Raw genomic sequence first — 22063 nt, 5'->3', positions numbered from 1 at the left:
GGTCCGGCCACCGGCCACCGGCCACCGGGAGCATGCCGCGCTTCCCGCCCGCCGGGGGCCGCCGCCGCACGGGGGTTGCGTTCCGTGAGACTTCCCTCATCGAGTTCCGGCCTGGGGAGTGCCCGGTGGCCGCGCACACCGAAGAGGAGCCGGTCATTCCTCGATACGGAAGCCCACCTTCAGTCCCACCTGGTAATGCGCCACCTGACCGTCCTCGATCTGGCCACGTACCTGTGTGACCTCGAACCAGTCCAGGTTGCGCAAGGTCTGTGAGGCCCGCCCTACGCCGTTGCGGATCGCTTGGTCGATGCCCTCGTGCGAGGTGCCGACGATCTCGGTGACGCGGTAGGTGTGGTCCGACATGGGAGTTCTCCTCTTCGCCTCATTTTGATGTCCTTCCTCACGGTAAACTCAGAGACCTGGCTCAGCCTCTTGACCTGCGTCTTGACGCATACCAAACTTCGGTCGCACCCGTATGAGCTTTAAGCTCTTCCCCCACATCGGGTTCACGTTCCCCCTGATGTTGGAAGAAAGCGACACACGCGATGCCCCGCCGACGTACCGTCCTGTCCTTGGCCCTGGCCTCATCCACCGCGGCCCTCGCCGCGGGTTGCAGCGTGCTGCCGGGCCGGACCGCGGATCGCCGCAAGGTCACCGTGTGGCTGATGAAGGACAGCGCGTCCGACGCGTTCATCAAGAAGTTCTCCGACGCCTTCGGCAAGGAGCACGACGACATCGAGCTCGACATCCAGATCCAGGAATGGGTCGGGATCGGCGAGAAGGTCATGAACGTCCTCGGCGCGAACGACGGCAACAGCCCCGATGTCATCGAGGTCGGCAACACCCAGGTCGCCCAGTACGTCGACCAGGGCGGGCTGATGGAGCTCACCCTGGAGTCGGCCCGCGACCTCGGGATGGACGACTGGGTTCCCGGTCTCGCCGAGCCGGGGCGGTTCAACAACCGTCAGTACGGCATCCCCTGGTACGCCGCCAACCGTGTCGTGATCTACAACAAGGAGATCTGGGCCGACGCCGGTCTCAAGAAGACACCGCGGACCCGCGCGGAGTGGCTGTCGATGACCCAGACGCTCAACAGCGACAACAAGCAGGGCATCTACCTCGCCGGTCAGGACTGGTACACCTTCTCCGGATTCGTCTGGGACGAGGGCGGCGAGCTCGCGAGCGACCGCTCCGGTGGCTGGGAAGGCACCCTGCACTCCGCCGAGGCCATGCGCGCGATGGAGTTCTACGCGGAGCTCCAGGCCCTCGGCAAGGGTCCGAAGAACGCCGACGAGGAGCACCCGCCGCAGGCGGACGAGTTCGCCAAGGGGAACATCGCGCAGATCGTCGCGGTCCCCGGCGCCGCCCGCGCCATCGAGAAGGCCAACCCCGCGATCGTGGACAAGCTCGGCTACTTCGCCATACCGGGCAAGCTGGCGAGCCGCCGCGCCGCCGTCTTCACCGGCGGCTCCGTCCTCGTCGTCCCCGACAGCACCCCGGACCGCCGCTCCGCCCTCGCCGTCATCAAGGCCCTCGCGGGCGAGGAATGGCAGACCGAGCTCGCCCGGACCATGGACTACGTGCCCAACAAGACCACCCTCGCCCGGGTCGTCGCGGGGGAGCCGGGTGTCGCCGCGATGGCCGAGGGCGCCGCGCGCGGCCGGGCCACCCCGAACTCGCCCGACTGGGCGAACGTCGAGGCCGACAACCCGATCAAGGAGTACATGTCGGCGGTGCTCAACGGCCGCGACATGGAGACCGAGGCACGCAAGGCGTCCGAGCGGATCACCCGCGCGCTCACCTGATCCCGCCTGATCCCTCGCGGTACCCCGGAGGGCGCCCGGCCATCGGCTCCGGGGGCCGCCGAGGTACGCCCGGGGGTCCCGGGGCGGGGGCGCGGTCCGCGGGCGGCGCCCACCCACCCGGGCGGACGCCGCCGAGAGCTCAGCGCGCGTCAGGCTCAGCGCGCGTCACGTATCTGCGCGCCGGGCTCAGCGCGCCACGCTCAACGACAGCGCGAACCGGTCACCCCCGTCCGTCCACCAGTGGGTGCGTTCCAGTCCCGCCGCCGCCAGTTCCTCGCGCACACCCGCCGCACGGAACTTCGCCGACACCTCGGTCCGCAGCTCCTCACCGGCCGCGAAGTGGACGGCGAGGTCCAGCGCGGGGACCTTCACCGTCATCGCGGTCCGCGCCCGCAGCCGCATCTCGATCCACTCCCGCTCGCGGTCCCAGTGCGCCACATGGTCGAAGCGGTCCAGGTCGAAGTCGGCGCCCAGCTCACGGTTGACGACGGACAGCACGTTCTTGTCGAACGCCGCCGTCACCCCCGCCGCGTCGTCGTAGGCCGCCACCAGCGTCCGCTCGTCCTTCACCAGATCGGTGCCGAGCAGCAGCGCGTCCCCCGGGGACATCAGGGACCGTACCGACGCCAGGAAGGCGGCCCGCTCCCCGGGGAGCAGATTGCCGATGGTGCCGCCGAGGAACGCGACCAGCCGGGGACCCGGGGTCCGCGGCAGGGCCACCGGGCGGGTGAAGTCCGCGATCAGGGCGTGCACGTCCAGTCCGGGACGCTCCGCGAGCAGCGCCGCCCCCGCCTGTTCCAGGGCGCTCGCGCTGACGTCCACCGGGACGTACACCGCGAGGTCCGTGAGCTCGTCCAGCAGATGACGGGTCTTGTCCGACGAGCCGGAACCCAGTTCGACCAGGGTCCGGGCGCCGGTCGCCGCGGCGATCTCCGCCGATCGCTCCAGCAGGATCTCCCGCTCGGCGCGCGTCGGGTAGTACTCCGGCAGGGTGGTGATCTCGTCGAACAGCTCACTGCCCCGCGCGTCGTAGAACCACTTCGGCGGCAGCGTCTTCGGGGTGCCGGTCAGACCGGCCAGCACATCGGCGCGCAGCGCGGCGCCTGCGGCGTCCTCGGGCAGCGTACGGGTGACGCGGAACGGGCTCACGCGACGGGCTCCTTGAGCGGGGTCGACCGGACTTCGGTGCGGGTGACGGTCAGCAGGGTGCGATCGGGCACCTGGTGCCAGCGGGGGTCGTCGTCGTACGGCTCGGAGGCGACGACCGTACCGCCCCCGGCGACCGCCCGGACGTACAGGGTGTCGCCCCAGGCGGTCGCGGCGATCGTGTCGCCGCTGGTGAGGAGCAGGTTCAGCCGGGACCCGGGGGCCGCCGCGGCGACCTCCGCGACCGTGTCGGCGAGGGCCTGGCCGGGCGGGTCGCCGAAGGTGAGGCGCCGCAGCAGCAGCGCCCACACCAGGGCCGAGTCGCAGCGCGATTCCAGCGACAGCAGCTCGGCGGGCGGCAGCCCGGCGGCGAGCCCCGCCAGGGAGTGCGGCCACCCCTTCACCGCGCCGTTGTGGCTGAACAGCCATGGCCCCGACGCGAACGGCGCCGCCGCGGCCTCCCCGTCGGCGCCCGGCTCCGTCGCGTCACGCACCGCCCCGAGCAGCGCGGCGGAACGCACCACCCGCGCGAGGTCCGCGAACGACAGATCGCCCCACAGCGGCCCGGCCCGCCGGTACCGCGCGGGCACCGGATCGCCGTCCGCGTACCAGCCGACGCCGAAACCGTCCGCGTTGACCGTGCCGTGCCGCTGCTCGCGCGGTGCCCACGACTGGCGGTACAGCGCGTACGGCGGGGTCAGCAGGATCTCGCCCATCGCCACCGGTTCACCCAGATAAGCCACATGACGGCACATCAGCCGACCCCCATGGGCACACCGTCGGCGGGCGTCACATCGCGGGCGGTGCGGAATCCGGAGAAGATCTGCCGCCGTATCGGATGGTCCCAGTTGCGGAAGGTGCCCCGGCACGCCACCGGACCCACCGCGAACGAGCCGCCGCGCAGCACCTTGTGGTCACCGCCGAAGAACACCTCCGAGTACTCCCGGTACGGGAACGCGGTGAACCCCGGGTACGGCAGGAACCCGCTCGACGTCCACTCCCATACGTCCCCGATCAACTGCCGTACACCCAGCGGGGACTGTCCGGCCGGATAGGAACCGGCGGGGGCGGGCCGCAGATGGCGCTGCCCGAGGTTGGCGTGCCCGGGCGCCGGATCGTCGTCGCCCCACGGATAGCGGCGGGAGCGGCCGGTCGCCGGGTCGAGCCGGGCGGCCTTCTCCCACTCCGTCTCCGTCGGCAGCCGCCGTCCCGCCCAGCGCGCGTACGCGTCGGCCTCGAACCAGCTGACGTGCAGCACCGGCTCGTCCGGCGGGACGGGCTCGGTCACCGCGAACCGGCGGCGCAGCCAGCCACCGCTCTCCCGGCGCCAGAACAGCGGAGCCGCGATCGCCCGCGAGCGGATGTGCTCCCAGCCGCGCGGGTCCCACCAGCGCGGGTCGTCGTAACCACCGTCCGCGAGGAACACCTGGTACGCCGCGTTGGTGACCGGGGTCGTGTCCAGGAAGAACGACGGCACCAGCCGGTGATGCGCGGGCCGTTCGTTGTCCAGAGCCCATGGCTCGGTCGACGTCCCCATGGTGAACGGCCCGCCCGGCACCAGCACCTCGGCCGGACCGGTGAAGCCGGACACCGGCTCCGGGCCGGGCGCGCTCAGCACCGGTCGGCCGGTGCGCAGCTGATGGGTGATCAGCATCGTCTCGTCATGCTGCTGTTCGTGCTGCGCGATCATCCCGAACGCGAACCCCGCGTCCGTCAGCGGCGAACCGGCCAGCGGCGCGCTGTCCAGCACGTCCATCGCCCGGCCGCGTACTTCGGCCGCGTACGAACGGGCCTCGGCCGGGGGCAGCAGCGGCAGCGCCGGCCGGGACGCGCGGGGATGCTCGAACGCGTCGTACAGCGGGTCGATCTCCGGGCGCATCGCCTCCCGACCGGCCACCGCCCGCAGCAGCCACTGCTCCTCCTGGTTGCCGATGTGCGCGAGATCCCACACCAGGGGCGACATCAGCGGTGACACCTGCGTGGTCAGCTCCCCGTCCTCGACGCAGTCCGTGAGCCGCGCGGTGCGGTCCCGGGCGGCCAGCAGGGCGTCCCGCGCGCGTTCCCTCAGCGCCCCGGTGTCCTCGACGGGGCCGGCGGACTCGGTCATACGAGCAGGTCCTTCCCGTGCTGGGTGAAACCGTCGATCAGGTCGTCGGCCGGACTGCGCCGCCGGGCCGTGTGCCGGTCGCGGTACTCCGCCGCGGCCCGCATCACCTCCGGGGACGCGCCGAGCCGGGGCAGCGCCTCGCACGCGGCGGCGAAACACACCAGGGCGGCGTCGTGCAGCTCCGGATCACCCAGACCCCGCCGGGCTGCCGTCAGCCACAGCTCGTTGCCCGGGGCGGGCAGCCCCCGCGTCCGCTCGGCGAGGGACTTCACACAGCGGTACGCCGTCTCCGCGGCCTGCGGGTCGTCGAACAGGGCGGCCGTCACCGCGAGCGGCACGATCCACCCGTCGTCACCCGGCTGGGCGTCGATCATCCGCAGCTCCAGATGACCGCGCGGCCGGACCGGCGGGAACAGTGTGCTCACGTGGTAGTCGAGATCGGCGCGGGTCGGCGGGCGCGGCAGTCCGCCGCGTATCCACTCCCGGAACGACAGCGCGTCGGGGACCAGCCAGGGGCCGTCGTCGGTGCGCACACACATCACCGGCGCGTCCAGCACCCGCCGCGCCCAGCCGGAACGGGGCTCCGCGTCCAGCGGGGGAGCGGCGGAACGTCCCGGTTCGATGCCCGCCCACATCGCCTGCCGGGTGGAACGCCAGCCCGTCGGGTGCCCCTCGGCCAGCGGCGAGTTCGCGAAGACGGCCACCAGCACCGGACCCAGCAGATGGGCCAGCCGCCAGCGCCGGCCGAGCCCCAGCGGACCCGGCTCCTCGTACCCGGCGTCCAGACACACCTGCACCGAGGCGGACGAGCACATCATCGCCCGGCCGGCGGGCCCGGTCCGGTCGAGATACGTCTCCATCGCGTCGTAGCGGGGATGGCGCAGCCAGCGGGTCGGCTTGCGCCAGGGGTCCGTGCCGATACCGGCGAGAGCCAGGCCCAGGGGGCCCAGTGCCGCGCGGACGGCGGCCAGGTCGGCCGAGACGGCCGTCACGCATTCCATGAGCGAACGGGCGGGCGCGGAACTCAGCTCCAGCTGTCCGCCCGGTTCGACGGTCAGCGCCGAACTCAGGGACAGGTCGCGCAGTGCCGCGTAGGCGGCGTCCAGACGGTCGGGTGCTACCGGTTCGTGCGGTCGTCCGGCCGGTTGGACCAGCCATTCCAGTTCGACCCCGATCGCGCGGGGTGGGCCGGTCTTGAAGCAGATGCCGCGCACCAGCGCCTCGACATCCGCGTCCGCGACCAGCACGGCGGACGGCGTACAGTCTCCCTCGGTCATGCTGGGGACCCTCCAGATCCTCGGGTGGAGAACCATGGGCCGACCGGGCCGGGGATGGCCCGGTTCGGCGGTACTCGTCCCACCCAAGACGCTCAAGGCCGCCCGCACAAGAGCGCACCTCGGCCGCGGCAATGGTGCCCGGGACATATGTGCACGGACCGTCCACCATGAACCTGCGGCCGGGGCGCGACCCCGGTGCGGGAACCGAGCACCAGCATGGGTGAGCGCGCGGGAGCGCGCGACCGCGGGCGCCGCCGCGGGGAGGAACTCCCGCGCCGACGCCATCGGGCCCCGGTCAGGGCACCGGCGGGCGCCGCGGGCCGCTCAGGACCAGCCGTAGCGCTCCCGCAGCCGTGCGGCCACCTGGCCGAAAAGTGTCGGGTCCAGCGCGCACGCCTCACGGCGCATCCCGTCCTCGTGGACCCTCAGCACCCGGTCGAGACCCGCCCAGGAGTCCCGGCCCTCCCGGTCCCACGGCCCGCTGCCGATCGGCACCCACTCCCGGTCCCGGTCATGACGTCTGCTCGACAGCGGTACGGCCAGCAGGGTGCCGCCCGCCTCCCGGGCGACGACCAGCACCGGACGGTCCTTGCCCCGTCCGTCGTTCTCCTCGTACGGCACCCAGGTCCACACAATCTCCCCGGGGTCCGGGTCGCCGTCGTGGTCGGGCGCGTACTCGGTACGGACCCGGCGCACGGAGTCGGGCGCGGCGTCGGCGGTGGCGTGCGGGCCGGAGCGGCCCGGGGCCGCGGGGTCCTCGTGATGAGCGGTCATGAGGGCCACGGTAGGGCTTGGCGGCGCCCGGGGTCCGCCGGGCGCCGGGCTCATGGGCGGGCGTGCCGCTTCGGGGGCACCGGCCGGGTGGCGGTGCGGTGGTGTGCGGCGTACGGCGCTCCTCGCGCGGGCCGGGTCCTCGCACACGGGAACGGTGCCCTCGTGCGCACGACGGGCGTCCTCGCGCATGTGAGCTGGGGTCCTCGTGCGCGGGACGGTGTCCCTCGCCCGGCGAGCGGACCGGAGCGTGTGTCATGCACCGAATGCCTTGGGGGCAGGGGCAGTTGGCTGGTTCCGGGTAGGCCGAAATCATCGCTCGGACCCATGGAAGGATGCGGAGCGTCATGGTGCAGATACCCGAGCAGCCCTTAGTGCGTGTACCCGAACAGTCCGCCGCACGGGAGCCCGTTCCACGGCGTGCGCTTGCCTCCCGCCAGGACTCCCCTCCGACGAGGTCCGTCAATGTCACCAGGTCCTCATCCGACCAGGTCGTCCCGCAGTCCCGTTCGTCTCCACGGCCCCTGACCCGCGCAGTGCCCACCAGCGCCGATGTGGCACGCCTCGCGGGCGTCTCCCGGGCCACCGTCTCCTATGTCCTCAACAACACCAACGCCGTGCGGATCAGCGAACCCACCCGGCGGCGCGTCCATGAAGCCGCCAAGGAACTCGGCTACGTCCCGCACGCCGCGGCCCGCAGTCTGCGCGCCGGGCACAGCCGGATGGTCCTCATGCCCACCCCGGCGGTCTCCGTCGGACCGCTCTACAACCGCTTCCTCAGTGAACTCCAGTGGTCCCTCAGCCGGTTGGACTACACGGTCGTCCAGTACGGCCGGGTCGGACTGACCGGTGAGGAGGCGGCCCGCGCCTGGGCCGAACTGCGGCCCGTCGCCGTCCTCGCCCCCGGCGCCCACGATCTGGGCCCGCAGGGCGTCGCCCTGCTCAAACGCTCCGGCGCGCGAGCCGTCATCACCTTCGGCCCCTACCAGGTCGACGGCGCGCACGCGCTGCTGATGGACCAGCGCTCGGTGGGCCGCGCCGCGGGCGCCCATCTGCTGGCCCGGGGCCGCCGCCGGATCGGTGTGATCATCCCCCAGGAGCCCGGCCTCGAAGCCTTCTCACGGCCACGTGCCGACGGTGTCCGTGAGAGTGCGGAGGGAACCGCTGCCCAGGTGGTGGAGGTGGCGCTCCCCTACGACGAGGGCGCGGCGGCGCGGCTCGCCGCACGCTGGCGCTCCCTCGGACTGGACGGCGTCTTCGCGTACAACGACGAGTACGCGATGCTGCTGATGCGGGCCCTCCAGGACGAGGGCATCGCCGTCCCCGACGGCACCGGGATGGTGGGTGCCGACGATCTGATGCTGGGACGGCTGCTGCGGCCCCGGCTCAGCACGGTGCGCGTCGAACTGCCCTCGGGCCAGGAACTGGCCGAGCTGGTCGACCGGATGGTCAGCGACCCCAGCGCCGAACCGCCCGCGCGGCAGTTGCTCGGCGCGGAACTGGTGGAGCGCGAGAGCGGATGACCCCGCCCCCGTTCCACCCGGTGGCCACCCCGTCCTGACGCGGTGACCGGAGGCGGCCGGACGGCCGAACGCCGTCCGGCCGCCCCCGCGCCCCGCCCCGCCACCCGGGACGGGGCGTCCACCCCGAACCGAAGAGACGGAAGCGACACACACATGACCCCGCTCGACCCGCTCGCCTCCCGGTCCCCGCGCCTGACCGGTCCGGACCACCAGGTCGTCGAACCGGCCACCGGCGCCCCACTGGCCACACTCCGGCTCGCCGCACCCGGGGACGTGCCCGGCGCCACGGCACGGGCCCTCGCCGCACAGCCCGGCTGGGCCGCGGCGCCCCACACCCGGCGGGCCGCCGTCCTGCGCCGCGCGGGCGATCTGTTCGCCGCCCACACCGACGAGCTGCGGGACTGGCTCGTCCGGGAGGCCGGCGCCGTACCGGGCATGGCCGACTTCGAGCTGCGCGTCGCCGCGCAGGAGTGCTACGAGGCCGCCGCCCTGGCCTCCCGACCCACCGGCCAGGTCCTCGCCACCGGGAGCGACCGGCTCTCGTACAGCCGCCGGGTGCCCGTCGGCGTGGTCGGGGTCGTCGCGCCGTTCAACGCGCCGCTGATCCTGTCCATCCGCTCCGTCGCGCCCGCCCTCGCCCTGGGCAACGCCGTCGTCCTCAAGCCCGACGCGCGCACTGCCGTCTGCGGCGGACTCGCGCTCGCCGCAGTCCTCGCCGCCGCCGGACTCCCCGACGACCTGCTGCACGTCCTGCCCGGCGGCCCGGACACCGGCCGCGCGCTGGTCGCCGATCCCCGCACCCCCGTCATCTCGTTCACCGGGTCCACCGCCGCCGGCCGCGAGGTCGGGGAGAGCGCCGGACGGCTGCTCAAGCGGGCCCACCTCGAACTGGGCGGGAACTCCGCGCTGGTGGTCCTGGAGGACGCCGACCTGGACGCCGTGATCTCCGCGGCGGCCTGGGGCTCGTTCTTCCACCAGGGCCAGATATGCATGACGACCGGCCGTCACCTCGTGCACACCTCCCTGTACGGGGAGTATGTGGAACGGCTCGCGGCCAAGGCCGAGTCGCTGACGGTGGGGGACCCCTTCCGCGCGCCGGTCCATCTCGGCCCGCTCATCGACCGGCGTCAGCGCGACAAGGTCCACGAACTCGTCACGGCCAGTACCGCGGCCGGGGCGAAACTCGTGGCGGGCGGCACGTACGAGGACCTGTTCTACCGCCCCACGGTGCTCGCGGGCGTGGACGACGGCACCCCCGCGTACGCCGCCGAGGTCTTCGGTCCGGTGGCGCCGGTCCGGGCCTTCGGCAGCTGGGAGGAGGCCGCGGCGCTCGCGTCCGCGAGCGAGTACGGGCTGTCCCTCGGCGTGGTCACCCGGGACACCGCACGGGGTCTCGCGTTCGCCGAACGGGTCCCGAGCGGGGTCGCCCACATCAACGACCAGACGATCGGCGACGAGGCGGTGGCGCCCTTCGGCGGGACCGGCGCGTCGGGGAACGGGGCCAGGTTCGGCGGCGACGCCAACGCGGACGCCTTCACCGAGCTGCGCTGGACGACGGTCCGCGGTGCGGTACCGGGGTACCCGTTCTGACCGGGGGGTGAGCATGTGTGATCTGACCGGTTGGTGATCATGTGCGATCGAGGGCGCGCCCCGGACGGGCGCCGCCCGCTCCGGAGCGGGGCACGGCCAGGTGTCACCCGTCCGGGCGGAACCGGGTGCCGCCCCTGATCCGCCGCCCGGGCACCGCTCCGCCTCCCCGGTCCCGGACAGGGCATGCGTACGGCCGGTGTCCGTCGGACACCGGCCGTGGACGCGCGTGGATCAGACCGACTGCTCCCCGCCCTGCTTCTCGCCCTGCTTCTCCTCCGCGATGGACTTGCGGACCTCGTCCATGTCCAGCTCCCGCGCCTGACGGAGCACGTCCGTGAACACCGCCTCCGGCAGCGCGCCGGGCTGTGCGAACACCGCGACCTGGTCACGCACGATCATCAGCGTGGGGATCGACTGGATCTCGAAGGCCTGCGCCAGCTCCGGCTGCGCCTCCGTGTCGACCTTGGCGAACACCAGGTCCGGGTTGGCCTCGGCGGTCTTCTCGTAGACCGGTGCGAACTGACGGCAGGGCCCGCACCACTCCGCCCAGAAATCGATCACCACGAACGAGTTCTCGGAGACGGTCTGGTCGAAGTTCTCCTTGGTCAATTCCATGGTGCTGGTCATGTCCACTGCCTTCTTCCTGGTACGGGGGCCGGGGTGACGGTACGGGGCCGTAGGCACCGCTCGGCACAACGGTGACGGCCCCCGGCGTATTCCGATGTCATGGTCGCTCCGGGCGGTCACCCGGTCCCTCGCGGTGACCGGGCGGCCGGTGTCCCCGGGGCGGCCCATCGGCCGCGTACCCGTGTGGCTTCGGACCACACCTGAGGCCAGACTGGCCCCATGACGGAAACGACCGAGTACGACGTGGTGGTGCTGGGCGCGGGCCCGGTGGGGGAGAACGTCGCCGACCGGACCCGTGCGGCGGGGCTGAGCACGGCGGTGGTGGAGAGCGAACTGGTCGGCGGCGAGTGCTCGTACTGGGCGTGCATGCCCAGCAAGGCACTGCTGCGGCCGGTGATCGCCCGTGCGGACGCCCGCCGCACCCCGGGCCTGAACGGCGCCGTGGGCGGGCCGCTGGACACCGCCGCGGTCCTGGCGCACCGCGACGACATGACGTCCCACTGGAAGGACGACGGCCAGGTCGCCTGGGTGGATTCGACGGGCGCCGACCTCTACCGCGGCCAGGGCCGCCTCGACGGACCCCGCCGGGTCACGGTGACGGACCCCGACGGGGTCACCCGTACGCTCACCGCGCGGCACGCGGTCGCGGTGTGCACCGGCAGCCGCGCGATCGTCCCTCCGCTGCCCGGGCTCGCCGACGCCCGGCCCTGGACGAGCCGCGAGGCGACCAGCGCCGATCACGCCCCCGGACGGCTCGTGGTCGTCGGCGGGGGTGTCGTCGGCGTCGAGATGGCGACCGCCTGGCAGGGCCTCGGCTCCCAGGTCACCCTGCTGGTCCGCGGCGACGGGCTGCTGCCCCGGATGGAGCCCTTCGTCGGCGAACTGGTCGCGGACTCGCTGCGTGCGGCGGGCGCCGATGTCCGTACGGGCACCTCGGTCGCCTCGGTGCGCCGCGACGGTCCGACCGTGACGGTCGAACTCGACAACGGCGAACGGATCGAGGCGGACGAGATCCTCGTCGCCACCGGACGGGCACCGCGCACCGAGGACATCGGGCTCGGCACGGTCGGGCTGGAACCCGGTGGCTGGCTGTCCGTGGACGACAGTCTGCGGGTCGAGGGCCACCCCTGGCTGTACGCCGTCGGGGACGTCAACCACCGCGCGCTCCTCACCCACCAGGGCAAGTACCAGGCCCGGATCGCGGCGGCGGCGATCACCGCCCGCGCCCAGGGCGTACCGCTCCTGGAGACGGACCGCTGGGGCGCCCACGCGGCGACCGCCGACCACGCGGCGGTGCCCCAGGTCGTCTTCACCGACCCGGAGGCCGCGGCCGTCGGCCTGAGCCTCGCCGAAGCGGAGGCCGCCGGCCACCGCGTACGCGCCGTCGACCACGACATCGCGGCGGTGGCGGGAGCGTCCCTCTACGTCGACGGCTACCGCGGCCGCGCCCGCATGGTGGTCGACCTCGACCGCGAGATCGTCCTGGGCGTCACCTTCGTCGGCCCCGGCGTCGGCGAACTGATCCACTCGGCCACGATCGCCGTCGCGGCGGAGGTCCCGGTCGACCGCCTCTGGCACGCGGTCCCGTCGTATCCGACGATCAGCGAGGTGTGGCTGCGGCTGCTGGAGGCGTATCGGGGTTAGGAACCGCCGTCGAAGCCACACCTGATGGTGAGAGTGGTGCGGCAGGGGTGCGACCGATCGACCGAGGCGTCCGTGACGGTCGCACCGCGTCGCTGCGTGAAATGCGTCATCGCCGGCAGTCGGCGGCGGAGTACCGGAATGTCACCGGACCCTGCTTGTGTGCTCCGAGGCGGTTCTGGTGTGACGAGAACCGCCTCACCATGGAGGCATGGGGCGCGCAGATGGAGCTGCGCGCCGTCCAGCGCCGCGACCGTGGGGAGTCTGTGTATTCGGCCGCCGCGTCCGGTGGCGGCCGGGTCGCCCCGCCCGCCACCGGGTCGCGACCGCGGGTCAGTGCCGCAGACCGCGGTCCAGCGCGGTGATCAGCGAACCCTGGGCGTCATCCCCGTCCAGGGACCAGACCATCACGCCGCCGAGACCGTTCCGCTGGGTGTAGCGGGCCTTCTGGGCGGCGGTGGCCGGGGTGTCGTACGTCCAGAACTCGGTGCCGTCGTACTTCCAGGCCGCGCCGTGCTCGCGGTCGGTGTGCACGGTGCCCGGCAGGTCCTTGACGGCTTTGTAGGGCAGCTGGCCGCCGCCGCGCGGGGACATGCCGGTGGCGGGCTGGTAGAGGCCGTTCTTCGCCCCGGCGGGTACTCCCGTCCAGCCGTAGCCCCAGGACGGCACCCCGAGCACCGCCTTGCGGGCCGGCAGGCCGCCGGCCAGGTAGTGCCGCACCACCCGGTCCGCGCTGTAGCTGTGGTCGACGCCGGAGGGGTCGGCCGGGTCGGTGTAGAGGTTCGCCTGGTGGTTGGTCGGGCCCTGCGGCTCCCAGGAGCCGTGCATCGTGTAGGTCATCAGGTTCAGGTAGTCCACCTGGCGGGCGACCTTCCGCAGCTCCAGCCGGTCCGCCACGTCGGTGTTGGCGGCGACGGCCGCCGTCAGCAGGTGGCGCCCCCGCCCGCCGCCGCCCAGCGCGTCCAGCTGCCGCCGGAACTCGGCCAGCAGCAGAGTGAAGTTGCGGCCGTCCTCGGGACGCACCGAGTTGTCCGGCAGACCGTCGCCGCCCGGGTGCTCCCAGTCGAGGTCGATGCCGTCGAAGACGCCCGCGCCGCTGCCCGGGCCGCCCTCCAGCGAGCCCAGCTGCGGCAGGTTGCCCTTGATGTAGAGGTCGACGCAGGAGGCCACGAACTTCTTGCGCGCGGCGTCGGTTGCGGCCACGTCCGAGAAGTACTTGGACCAGCCCCAGCCGCCGATCGAGATGACGGCCTTCAGGTGGGGATTCTTCGCCTTCAGCTTCCGCAGCTGGTTGAAGCTGCCTTTCAGCGGCTGGTCCCAGGTGTCGGCGACGCCGTCCACCGAGTCGGCCGCGCCGATCGGGCGCTGGTAGTCGGCCCAGGCGTCGGCCTGGTCGGCCAGGTTGTCCGCGAAGCAGGTGCCCTCGGGGGAGATGTTGCCGAAGGCGTAGTTGATCACGGTCAGCTTCGCCGCCTGGCCCGAGTCCTGGACCTTCTTGGCGGAGAAGCCGCTGTAGACGCTCCACCCGGTGAAGTAGGCCACGCGGTGGCCGGGCAGCCGGCGGCTGTCGTCGTCATCGGCGTGAGCGGTCGAGGGGACCGCGACGAGCGAGGCGAGCAGAGCCGTCGCCAGGAACGCGGAGATGCGTCTGAACATACTGGTGGCCTTGTCTGAGTGGGGTCAGATGGTCTGTACCAATCGCGAGAAGAGATCTAGCCCATGCCAGGGGGTGCACACAAGAGGCCGGACCACGCGAAGTGGCCCGGCTCTCTTGGGAATTGATGAAGCGTCAGCGACTCAGGCCGCACAGCGCGTACTGCGGAATGCCGCCGGCCTCACCACACGGAGGTGCCTGTCCCACCAGGTCCGGCTGACCATTCACGGCTGCTGCTGGAGGCGTACCGGCAGGGCTGACCGCCGCTCAAGCCGCCCGCACGGTGGGCCGTGTCAGTCGCTCTTCATGGCTGTGGCGTGGTCCGCCAGTATCCCCTCGGTACGCAGACGCAGTCGGCGGGCCTGCTCGACCGAGAATGCGGGGCCTTGGGGGAGGAGGGGGGTGTCCCGGACGAAGGCGCTGAGTGCGGTGTCGGGTGGGCTGTCGAGCACGCGGATGATCGGGAGCACGGCTTCCTCCACCGGTTGGGCGGTTCGGCGGATGTCGGCGATCCGGGCCTGGGTGTCCGGGGTGTACTCCCCGGAGAATCCGGTGCTGACCGTTCCCGGGTGGAACAGGACGTACCGCACTTTCGTCCCTGGCCGGCGGTCCGCGTAGGAGACGCCGAGCAGGTCGTTGAGCCGCCCGCCCTGTGTGAGGGCTGTGTGCCCGTCGTAGTCCCGGGTGAGCTGGAGGTCGTTCCAGTGGATCTTCCCTTCGCCGCCGGGTCCCGCGACATTGACGATGACCGGGGCGTCGGCGGAGTCGAGGAGGCCGGTCAGCCCGTGGCTCAGGACGAATCGGCTCAGATAGAAGTGGGCGAAGGTGTTCTCGAATCCCTCGGCGGTGACCAGGCGGGTGGTACGGAAGTGCCGGGCGCACAGCACCAGGGCATCGACCTTCGTGAAGGACGCACGGAGCGTGTCGAGCAGGGCTCCGGTCTCGGACAGCAGGCTCAGGTCGGCGCGGAGGAAGTGCGCCCGGGAGGCCGCGTCGCGTCGTCGCGCGGTCTCCAGCCATGCCTCGCCCTTCGCCGTGTCGCGTCCGACCACCACCACCTCCTGTCCCCTGTCCAGGTAGGTGCGGGCGATGGCCCCGCCGATGCCGTCCGTGCCGCCGGTGATGACGTAGGTCTTCACCGCGGTACTCCTCGCTCGTGCCCCCGGCTCACAGGAACCGTGCCGCGATCTTCTCGGGAGTGATGAGGACGGTCACCAGTTCCGGGAGGGCCGCGTGGGATTCCGCGTTGTGCTCGGCCCAGGTCACGCCCGTGTACTTGACGGCCAGTCGGTCCATGCGCTCGCCGCTGCCCGGGCCTTCGAGCCGGGCTGTGCCGCTGATCGACGCGTATCCGTACGGCTCGTCCGGCGGGTTCACCATGACGCCCAGCCGTGGATCGTGCCGCAGATGGCGGACTTTGAGCTTGTCGACACCGGTCACGAAGAAGAGCTCGTCGTCCTCCCTCCCGATCCAGACCACCGACTGGTGCGGACTCCCGTCGGGCCGCAGGGTCGCCACAGTGACGAAGATCCGGGCATCGAGGGCCTCCTTGAGTTTCACGGACAGGCGGACCGGGCTCACGCGTGACTCCTGACTGAGTGCGGACGCTGCGAACGACACGTCGAATGAATCAAGTGCCACAACTATGGGACATTTGATCGAGGATGCGCAACAGTTTTGGGATCGTTGATGGCTCATCTGCTGTTCCGCGTAGACTCCGGGTCACGATGAGAGCTGACGCGGAACGCAACCTGGACGCGGTCCTCCGGACCGGCGCGCGCCTGCTGGCGGCCGACCCCGGCGCGAGCATCGCGGCGATCGCGGTGGCGGCGGGGGTCGACCGGCGTACCGTCTACCGCCGCTTCACCACGCGCGAGGAGCTCCTGGCCGCGGTCCATACCGCCAAGCTCGATGCCTGCGAGCAGGTCGTCACCGAGGCGCGGCTGACCGAGGCGCCCGTGCTGGTCGCCCTGCACCGCTATGCGGAAGGCATCATCGCCGTCAGCAGACGGTTGCCGGTGGACGTGCGGCAGGTGCGGGACGAGGCGGGGGCCGATCGTCTCCGCCGGCTGATGGAGCGGCTCGACGGCTTCATCGACCGCGCGGTGCGCGAAGGTGTCATCCGCCCCGGACTTCCCGACCGCTGGGCCCGCTCGCTGCTCGTCCAGCTCACCGCCATGGCCGCGCACGAGATGCCGGAGCTGACGAACGCCCAGGGAGCCGACATGGTGGTCGAGTCACTGACCAAGGGCCTCCGCCCCGCCTGAGCGGACGGGCGCCGTACCGTCGCCCCTTGACCGGGCAGTCGGCAGTCCCGCTGCCTGCCCGGGCGGGGGATGGCGGCCGGCCATGCTCCCCGGATGGTGCCCCAGCGGGTTTCGGCTGCCCGCCGGGGCCGGGACGGTCAGGCGCAGGTGGCCAGGAGGATGGAGACGACGGTGCAGGTCGCGGTGGCGCGGTCGTTGGCCGGGTTGGGGTCGGTGGGTGAGGAGGCGGTCCGGGTGCCGGTGACCTTCACGGTGCCGAGGGACAGCAGGTGCAGGGGGACGCGGAACGTCTTGCTCGCCGCGGCTCCCGTCGCGATGGTGCCGTACGAGCAGGTGACGGTGCCGGTCGCGGTGGTGCAGCCGGGGGACAGGCTGGTGGCGGTGGCACCGGGCGGCAGGGTGGCGGTGACGGTACCCGTGGTGACCGCGTCCGGGCCCAGCGCGCGGGCGGTCACGGTGTAGGTGAGATAGGGGACCAGGATGCCCAGGTTCGGCCGCGCGGTGACATCGACGTCGATGTCCGAGGAGGACGTGGGTGCCGGGGCGAACGCCACGGCGTACGGACCGCTGCCGACGGGCACGGTGGCGGTGACGGTGTTGGTGGCCGTGTCGATCACCGAGGCGGTGCCGCTGTTGCTGTCGGCGACGTAGACCTCGCCGCCGTCAGGGGTCACCGCGACGCCGATCGGGGTGGAGCCGACACCGACGGTGTCCACGACCGTGCCGGTGACGGTGTCGATGACCGACGTGCTGTTGCCACCGATGTTGGTCACATAGACGCGGGACCCGTCCGGGGACCCCGCGGCGCCGAAGGGGCTGTTCCCGACGGGGACGGTTCCGGTGACGGTGCGGGTGGCGGTGTCGATCACGGTGACCACGCCCGCGTTCTGCGAGCTGACGTGGAGCCGGGCGCCGTCGGGGGTCACCGTCAGGCCGTTGGGCCTGGAGACGGGGACCGTGCCGATGAGGGTCTGGGTGGCGGTGTCGATCACCGAGACCGCGGAGGCGCTGCTGACGTAGAAGCGGTCTCCGCCCGGAGCGACCGCGACGCTGTTCGGCTGCGCTCCGACGGGCACGGTCGCGGTGACGGTGTTCGTCGCGGTGCCGATCACCGAGACCGAGTCGGACTGGAAGTTGGTGACGTAGACACTGTCGCCGTCGGGAGCGGCGGCCACGCCGAACGGTCCGTCGCCGACGGCGACGGTCGCGGTGACCGCGCCGGTGGCGGTGTCGATCACCGACACCGAACCGGAGCCGCGGTTGGCGACGTAGGCCCTGCCGCCGTCGGGGGTCACCGCCACTCCGGACGGTCTGTCACCGACGGCTACGGTCGAGGTCACCGTATCGGTGGCCGTGTCCACGACCGACACGTTGTCCGACTCGCTGTTGGCGATGTACGCCGCCGGTGCGCCCGCGACCGCCGGGGCGGCGGTCGCGGCCGGAACTGCCACCGCGACGAACCCGGAGCAGAGCAGCGCACCGGTGGCCAACAACGCGGTCGACCGGCGGCGCGACCCGACACGTGGCACCGGGCGTAACGCGGAGCGTGAAGACATGAGGATGGTGTTCCCCTTCCCTGGTCCGCGCCGCGACGGCGGGGACCGGCCGGCCCCTCGGGAAACCGTGGCGGGGCGGCCGACAGCCACGGACCGGACCGTGGGGCCGACGGCCAGGACGCGGGCCACACGGCCGCGACCTGATCAGCGCCCTGGGACGGGTCCGCGACGGTCTGATGATGCCCGACAGCCGATGCGGCGCAAGGCCCCGCGTCAGCGCGCTCAGCATGGCACCGCCATGCCGCGCGCCGGGGCCAAATCGTCAACATCCGTACCGACCTTGGTGCCGTGCGCCATCAGCCGTCTGATGTGTGTGGGCGAGCCGCGGTGGTCGGGTCCGCCCGGCCCGTGCGGCGGGGTGGACGGTGCTCTTGGCGAGGCCGGGAGGACGATCGGCGTCGACCGGTGTTCAGAGGCCGCCGACCGGTTGTGGTCGGATACTGCCGACCGATTGTGGTCAGAGGCTGCCCGACCGCTGGTCAGAGGCTGGTGAGCAGGCGGTCGAGCGGGGCGGGGGTGCGGTCGGGGCCGAGGCCCTCGACGAGGACGTGGCCGTAGCGGATCTTGCGTCCCTTCTTCGTGCCGAGGAAGCGCCGCAACTGCTGCTGCGGGGCGCGACCCCGTTGTGCCGGCTGCCGCAGGAAGGTCCGCCAAGCGCGCAGGTCGCCCTCCTCACGGACCAGTTCCTCCACCCGTGGCACACCCAGCGCGCGGATCAGTTCGTCCTCCAGATCCGCCGCACAGACGAAGAACTCCCGCTGTGCCGCTCCGGCCCGCTCCAGACCGCGGTCGTAGTACGGGCGTTCCGCCTCGTCGCACAGCCCCGTGAGGTCAAGGCCGAGGCCGGACGGCCCGAGGAGACCGGCGAAGCGCCCGACGTTCGTCGCACCGCCCATCGACAGGACGCAGACTCCTTCGGCCGCCAGATCCCGCCCGCGGCGCGCGGCCAGCGCGTTGACGGCCGCCGCGTCGCTCAAGCCCTCCAGCAGGACGACCGTCCGCACGGGCAGCCGCGCGCCGAGCTCGCTCGCACGGTCGCCGCCCCCGCCGTCGGCCGCCCACGCGGTGACCGCGTCCCGGAACGCCCCCATGTCTGTCATGGTGCGATCCTCTGCCCTTTCCGGCCACCGCGACAGCGAATTTCCTCGGGCACGCCGAGCGGTGGTTAACTCCGGCCTCCGACGATTCATCGGGCGACAGGCGAAGCCCATGAACACCCCGGAGCCGGGCCAGGCCGGTGTGTCCGTCGTCCCGGCCGGTTCACCTTCACGTTGCGTAGTCCTCGACGTAGGTGGCGATCAGGCCGAGCAGGGCGTCGGCGCGGTGCCGGTCCTCGCGCTGGTCGCGCAGGGCGCGGTCGAGTGCCCGGAGCCGGGTCAGGGCGGCCGGTTCGCGGTCCCGCACGTGGTCGAGCAGCGGTGAGGTGACGAGGTCCATGCACGTGGTGAACAGGACTCGGGTCACCGGGAGCGGCGGAGCCGGGTCCGGGGCGGCGAAGCCGGTGGTCAGGTACCGCACGGGGTCGGTGAGGCTCCATCCGACCACGGTGTTGTGCTGGACCAGGAGCGCCAAGCCGGGTGCGATGCCGATCCGGGCCTCCAGCGGCTCGTCGAGAACATCGAGGTCGCGCAGGCCGGTGAGCACGGCATCCCCGGGGGAACGGCAGAGTTCTGTGGTCACGTCCAGGCGGAAGTCCCGGGCCTCGTCCGCGCGGAGCCCGCCCGGGCGGACGAGGGGCGTGAGGGGGACGCGGGCGGAGTCCTCGGCATCGGCGGCCTCACCGGCGATCTGGAACTCGGCGCCGATCAGTTCCCGGCCCGCCTGATCGAACCGGAGCTCGTCCGGCGTGTCCCACAACCACGGCTGACTGCCGAAGGTGTCCAGAAGGAACTGTCCGCGTTCCTCGACGTTCGCGTACGGCGCGACGCGCACACGGAAGTCCCGGAAGTCGAAACGTGGGCTGATCCGCAGAGGATCGCCCGTCACCGTCACCGTCACCGTCCAGTCGTTGTCGAGGGTGAGTCTCATGGTGAACGCCACCTCTGCTCCTTCGTGTACTTGGGCATGAGGCGAGTCGGTTCCGGCGAGGATCCGCTCGGACGGATCGGCGCAAGACCGGTACGGACACTGCCCGCAGGCGTCTCACACGGGCACCGTTGCGGACATCCGTGCCGGGCTTCGGACCTCCTGGTCCCACGGCACCGCTTCCCGTACCCCGGGCGCCAGCCGGGATCCGCGGCAGGTCTGCCGCAGGGCCAAGGCCCCCCGCCCCGACCCCTTTTGGCACCGCAGGACCCCTCGGTCTAGCCTCACCGCATGCCTCTCACCGTTGACCGGCTGGCCGGATACGTGGATCGGGATCTGGACAGCGAGCTGGCGCGCTGGTTCCCCGGCGACGCGCGGGTCGGTATCCCGGCGTCGACCCGCCCCGTCGAACCGTTCCTCGCGAAGCTTCCGCCCGACGCCGCGACCGCGTTGTCCGGCTTCGACCGCAGGGTCCGCGCGGGGACCCTGCCGCAGCGCCTCGACATACACGGCTGGTCGTACGCCTTCGACTTCGAGGCCAACGACTGCCGGATACTCGGCTCCGACTACCGGACGGAGCTTTCCGACGGCGACGTGTGGTCCATCGGCGCCGACGGGGGAGGCAACTACTACGTCGTGCTCACCAGCGGCCGGGTCGCGGTGTGGTTCCACGAGGAGGAAGTCATCGAGGCCGGCACGCAGTTCGACAACCTCGACGTCTTCCTCTGGTCGGTCGTCCGGTACCACGCCGTGCGCGCCGGAGTCCTCGACCTGGCGGCCGTCGAGGCGGACTTCCGCGCTCTCGGGCAGCCCGGTGTGCTGGCTCCGGGGCTCGGGCTCCTCGCCTCGCTGTCCTGATCGGCGGTGTCCCCACGCCGCCGGTCGGCGGGGACCGGCGGGCGGGCTTCGTCGCCGCGGGTGTCACTCCCCGAGGTGTGCCACCGCGCTCCGCGCCCGCGCCCCGGCCAGCAGCGCGTCCGCCGCCACGAAGCGCAGATCCCGCTCCAGCAGCCCCTCGATCACGGCCGGCAGGGCCGCCACGCTCTGGCGGCGGTCACCGCCGCCGTCGTGCATCAGGATCAGGGAGCCCGGACCGGCGTGGTCCAGCACCGTACTGGCGATCTTCTCCGGGCCGGGACGGGCCCAGTCCCAGGAGTCGACGTCCCACAGGGCCAGGGCGGGCCCACCGGGCAGGAGTTCGCCCAGGGTCTCCGGGGTGCGCGAGCCGTACGGGGGGCGGAAGACCGTCGGCACCCGGCCCACCGCGCGGTCGAACGCGTCGTCGGTCCGCTCCAGTTGGAGCCGGAACTGGCGGGGACTCAGGTCCGGCATGAACGGGTGCGACCAGGTGTGGTTGCCGAGGCTGTGCCCCGCGGCCACGATCCGCCGCACCTCGTCGGGGAGCGCGTTCACATGGAGGCCCACGCAGAAGAAGGTGGCGTGCACGCCGTAGCGGGCGAGGATGTCGAGCACCTGACCGGTGTGGACCGGGTCGGGGCCGTCGTCGAAGGTCAGGGCGATCTCGTGGCGGTCGCGTGCTCCGTGGCGGAACCAGCGGCCCGCCCTGGTGAGTTCTTCCTCGATCGCCGCGCTGCGCCGGATGCCGCCGTGGTAGTCGTCGTCCCGGCCGGTCTGGCCGCCGCCCTCCGCCGTCAGCGGGGAGAGGGACGCGAGGTCGGTCCTGGCCCGTTCGGCGAGGGCCAGGGCCGGGACGGAGCCGAAGTCGGGCCGATCGGGAAGTACCCAGGGGTCGGCGCGGTAGACCGTCAGACCGGCCGCCGTGAAGAGCCCGTCCACGAGGCCGTTGGTGCTCTCGACGACCACGGCGCGGGGAGGTTCGGACGACGAGCCGGGCGCTCCGAGCCAGGCGGTCAGCTCCGCTGTGCGCTCGGCGCCCCAGTGGGTGGGGGCAGTTGCCCGGTTCCCGTCGGAATCGATGACCTCCACGTCGTAACCGTCGGCTGACCAGGCGATTCCCGCGTACAGCATGCGTTCTTCCTCCTTGGGATGGGGGCGTGGGGTGAGGACGGGGCTGGGGACCGAGGGACGCGTCCGCCTCGGCTCCCGTCCGTTC

20 protein-coding genes are annotated in these 22063 nt (G+C 72.3%); 6 read left to right on the top strand and 14 right to left on the bottom strand.

From position 1 onward, the window contains the following. Nucleotides 1-153: 153 nt before the first annotated feature. Nucleotides 154-363: a dodecin gene (locus OG711_RS04530; RefSeq protein ID WP_073786664.1), complete on the bottom strand. Its 210-nt coding sequence runs from the start codon at nt 361-363 to the stop codon at nt 154-156. A 182-nt stretch (nt 364-545) separates the two neighbouring features. Here OG711_RS04530 and OG711_RS04525 point away from each other — a divergent pair, with 182 nt between their 5' ends. Continuing rightward, nucleotides 546-1805 carry an extracellular solute-binding protein gene (locus tag OG711_RS04525; RefSeq protein WP_073786662.1) on the top strand — a complete coding sequence of 420 codons (1260 nt, stop codon included), beginning with the start codon at nt 546-548 and terminating at the stop codon, nt 1803-1805. A gap of 186 nt (nt 1806-1991) precedes the next feature. On the opposite strand, the gene egtD is transcribed toward OG711_RS04525, so the two are convergent. From egtD to OG711_RS04500, 5 genes are all read right to left on the bottom strand, one after another. After that, nucleotides 1992-2954: an L-histidine N(alpha)-methyltransferase gene (gene egtD, locus OG711_RS04520; RefSeq protein ID WP_073786660.1), complete on the bottom strand. Its 963-nt coding sequence runs from the start codon at nt 2952-2954 to the stop codon at nt 1992-1994. Next, nucleotides 2951-3706 (bottom strand): ergothioneine biosynthesis protein EgtC, encoded by a 756-nt coding sequence (gene egtC, locus OG711_RS04515; protein ID WP_329558463.1) that lies wholly within the window; start codon nt 3704-3706, stop codon nt 2951-2953. Before egtC ends, egtD begins: the two co-directional genes overlap by 4 nt. Beyond that, a complete protein-coding gene (gene egtB, locus OG711_RS04510) occupies nt 3706-5058 on the bottom strand; it encodes an ergothioneine biosynthesis protein EgtB (RefSeq protein ID WP_329558462.1) in 1353 nt (450 codons plus the stop codon). Before egtB ends, egtC begins: the two co-directional genes overlap by 1 nt. Then, nucleotides 5055-6335 (bottom strand): ergothioneine biosynthesis glutamate--cysteine ligase EgtA, encoded by a 1281-nt coding sequence (gene egtA / locus OG711_RS04505; protein WP_329558461.1) that lies wholly within the window; start codon nt 6333-6335, stop codon nt 5055-5057. The genes egtB and egtA overlap by 4 nt, the downstream gene beginning before the upstream one ends. Before the next feature lie 324 nt (nt 6336-6659). Further along, complete coding sequence (locus tag OG711_RS04500; protein ID WP_073786651.1) at nt 6660-7109, bottom strand: type II toxin-antitoxin system PemK/MazF family toxin; 450 nt, start codon at nt 7107-7109, stop codon at nt 6660-6662. A gap of 533 nt (nt 7110-7642) precedes the next feature. Between OG711_RS04500 and OG711_RS04495 the strand changes: the two genes are divergently transcribed. Both OG711_RS04495 and OG711_RS04490 read left to right on the top strand, forming a co-directional pair. Further along, nucleotides 7643-8629, top strand: coding sequence for a LacI family DNA-binding transcriptional regulator (locus OG711_RS04495; protein WP_405672726.1), 987 nt, complete (start codon nt 7643-7645; stop codon nt 8627-8629). 153 nt (nt 8630-8782) lie between these two features. Continuing rightward, nucleotides 8783-10219: an aldehyde dehydrogenase family protein gene (locus tag OG711_RS04490; protein WP_266505619.1), complete on the top strand. Its 1437-nt coding sequence runs from the start codon at nt 8783-8785 to the stop codon at nt 10217-10219. Nucleotides 10220-10450: 231 nt separating this feature from the next. Here OG711_RS04490 and trxA read toward each other — a convergent pair whose 3' ends face one another. Then, the gene (trxA, locus tag OG711_RS04485; protein WP_073787729.1) at nt 10451-10846 is read right to left on the bottom strand and encodes a thioredoxin; all 396 of its coding nucleotides are present in this window, start codon (nt 10844-10846) and stop codon (nt 10451-10453) included. A gap of 219 nt (nt 10847-11065) precedes the next feature. On the opposite strand from trxA, the gene OG711_RS04480 reads away from it, so the two are divergent. Next, nucleotides 11066-12490, top strand: a complete 1425-nt coding sequence (locus OG711_RS04480) for a dihydrolipoyl dehydrogenase family protein (protein ID WP_329558460.1) — start codon at nt 11066-11068, stop codon at nt 12488-12490. A 330-nt stretch (nt 12491-12820) separates the two neighbouring features. Here the strand turns inward: OG711_RS04480 and OG711_RS04475 are convergent, their stop codons facing one another. From OG711_RS04475 to OG711_RS04465, 3 genes are all read right to left on the bottom strand, one after another. Beyond that, nucleotides 12821-14143 (bottom strand): glycoside hydrolase family 18 protein, encoded by a 1323-nt coding sequence (locus OG711_RS04475; protein WP_329558459.1) that lies wholly within the window; start codon nt 14141-14143, stop codon nt 12821-12823. 291 nt (nt 14144-14434) lie between these two features. Beyond that, nucleotides 14435-15280: an SDR family NAD(P)-dependent oxidoreductase gene (locus OG711_RS04470; protein ID WP_329558458.1), complete on the bottom strand. Its 846-nt coding sequence runs from the start codon at nt 15278-15280 to the stop codon at nt 14435-14437. Nucleotides 15281-15308: 28 nt separating this feature from the next. After that, complete coding sequence (locus OG711_RS04465) at nt 15309-15722, bottom strand: PPOX class F420-dependent oxidoreductase (protein ID WP_266505608.1); 414 nt, start codon at nt 15720-15722, stop codon at nt 15309-15311. A gap of 146 nt (nt 15723-15868) precedes the next feature. Here OG711_RS04465 and OG711_RS04460 point away from each other — a divergent pair, with 146 nt between their 5' ends. Next, the gene (locus OG711_RS04460; RefSeq protein ID WP_329558457.1) at nt 15869-16408 is read left to right on the top strand and encodes a TetR family transcriptional regulator; all 540 of its coding nucleotides are present in this window, start codon (nt 15869-15871) and stop codon (nt 16406-16408) included. A 137-nt stretch (nt 16409-16545) separates the two neighbouring features. On the opposite strand, the gene OG711_RS04455 is transcribed toward OG711_RS04460, so the two are convergent. From OG711_RS04455 to OG711_RS04445, 3 genes are all read right to left on the bottom strand, one after another. Beyond that, complete coding sequence (locus OG711_RS04455) at nt 16546-17937, bottom strand: YVTN family beta-propeller repeat protein (RefSeq protein WP_329558456.1); 1392 nt, start codon at nt 17935-17937, stop codon at nt 16546-16548. A gap of 506 nt (nt 17938-18443) precedes the next feature. Further along, nucleotides 18444-19064: a TOPRIM nucleotidyl transferase/hydrolase domain-containing protein gene (locus OG711_RS04450; RefSeq protein ID WP_329558455.1), complete on the bottom strand. Its 621-nt coding sequence runs from the start codon at nt 19062-19064 to the stop codon at nt 18444-18446. 166 nt (nt 19065-19230) lie between these two features. Further along, nucleotides 19231-20004 carry a hypothetical protein gene (locus OG711_RS04445; protein ID WP_329558454.1) on the bottom strand — a complete coding sequence of 258 codons (774 nt, stop codon included), beginning with the start codon at nt 20002-20004 and terminating at the stop codon, nt 19231-19233. A gap of 276 nt (nt 20005-20280) precedes the next feature. On the opposite strand from OG711_RS04445, the gene OG711_RS04440 reads away from it, so the two are divergent. Then, nucleotides 20281-20847 (top strand): hypothetical protein, encoded by a 567-nt coding sequence (locus OG711_RS04440; RefSeq protein ID WP_329558453.1) that lies wholly within the window; start codon nt 20281-20283, stop codon nt 20845-20847. 63 nt (nt 20848-20910) lie between these two features. Here OG711_RS04440 and OG711_RS04435 read toward each other — a convergent pair whose 3' ends face one another. Then, on the bottom strand, nt 20911-21978 hold the full coding sequence (locus tag OG711_RS04435) for a polysaccharide deacetylase family protein (RefSeq protein WP_329558452.1): 1068 nt from the start codon (nt 21976-21978) through the stop codon (nt 20911-20913). Nucleotides 21979-22063 lie beyond the last annotated feature (85 nt).

Source organism: Streptomyces uncialis, assembly GCF_036250755.1.
Taxonomy (GTDB): domain Bacteria; phylum Actinomycetota; class Actinomycetes; order Streptomycetales; family Streptomycetaceae; genus Streptomyces; species Streptomyces uncialis.
Note: the sequence above shows the minus strand (reverse complement) of the source record. Positions and strands in the feature narration are given on the sequence as shown.